Raw genomic sequence first — 1063 nt, 5'->3', positions numbered from 1 at the left:
AGACGGTTAGCGCGACAGTTGAGTTCGTCATAACTTAACACCTGCTTTTCAAACACTACAGCAATAGCATTGGGACACTGTGCTGCCTGAGTTTCAACTAATTGATGAATAAGAGCATCCTGTGGGAAATCTGCCTGAATGACGTTGAAGTTGACTAACAGTTGTTGTCGCTCTGAGATTGGCAGAATGGGGATTGGCAGAATAGGTTGCTGTGGATCACGAACTAACGCTTCCACCAGACCGCTGAGAGCAGTGATCAGATAAGTGGTTATACGAATCGGGTCGATACTGGTTACAGTCTGGGCTATCAGGTGGAAATCAACGCCCGTATCATCCACCGATAAAGCGATTGGATAATGAGTTTGTTCTGCTGTTGCGACGATGCGCATACCCATCTGAGTCGTTGTCGCATTTTCTATCTCATTTGCTTGCGAGTGCCGATAATTAAGCAAGGTACTGAACAGTGGCATAGACTGTGCCACGCCACTACAACGTTGTGCCAATGCTAATGGTGTTTGTTCATGCTCCAGCAAGGTTGTCAAATTACGATAAGCCGCCTGTACCGCTTCTTGGACGCTGCTATTTGTCAGAGTGATCCGTATGGGCAGAGTATTGATAAACATACCCAGAGCTTGGCTAGCGCCGCGCCCTACCAGTAATCTGCCCAGTAACACAGAGCCAAAGACCACATCATCACGACCACTGGTTTGTGCCAGTACCTGCGCCCAGGCCACATGGAACAGCACACTCGGACTGACGCCCAGACGACGCGCTTGTGTGCGGATAGCTTCCGCTAATGCAGGTGCGATAGGAAGATGGGTTTCAGCGACGGAATTATCGTTATTTGATATTGAAAGAACACCAAATGGTGCGGTTGGTTCATCAATATCAGCAAGTTGAGCACGGAAATAGTCTTCGTGCACAGCGGCCGGTACGCTCAGGGTTTGAGCGATAAAGTTGCGGTACGGCAACGTTGGGGGCAGTGTCACGACTTCGCCCTGTAGCATTTTGTGCTGTATTTGAGCAATTTCGGCAAAAATCAGCGCCAGTGTCATATGGTCGC

General features: G+C 49.1%; 1 protein-coding gene. It reads right to left on the bottom strand.

Annotated features, from left to right (window positions below; all coding sequences use genetic code 11):
• The coding region (locus AAC147_RS06975; RefSeq protein WP_047686099.1) for a condensation domain-containing protein at positions 1-1063 on the bottom strand (1063 nt) is incomplete at both ends.

This window comes from Xenorhabdus sp. NBAII XenSa04, assembly GCF_963866145.1.
Lineage (GTDB): Bacteria > Pseudomonadota > Gammaproteobacteria > Enterobacterales > Enterobacteriaceae > Xenorhabdus > Xenorhabdus indica.
The sequence above is the reverse complement of the archived record's forward strand: the minus strand, read 5'-3'. Positions and strand labels throughout refer to the sequence as shown.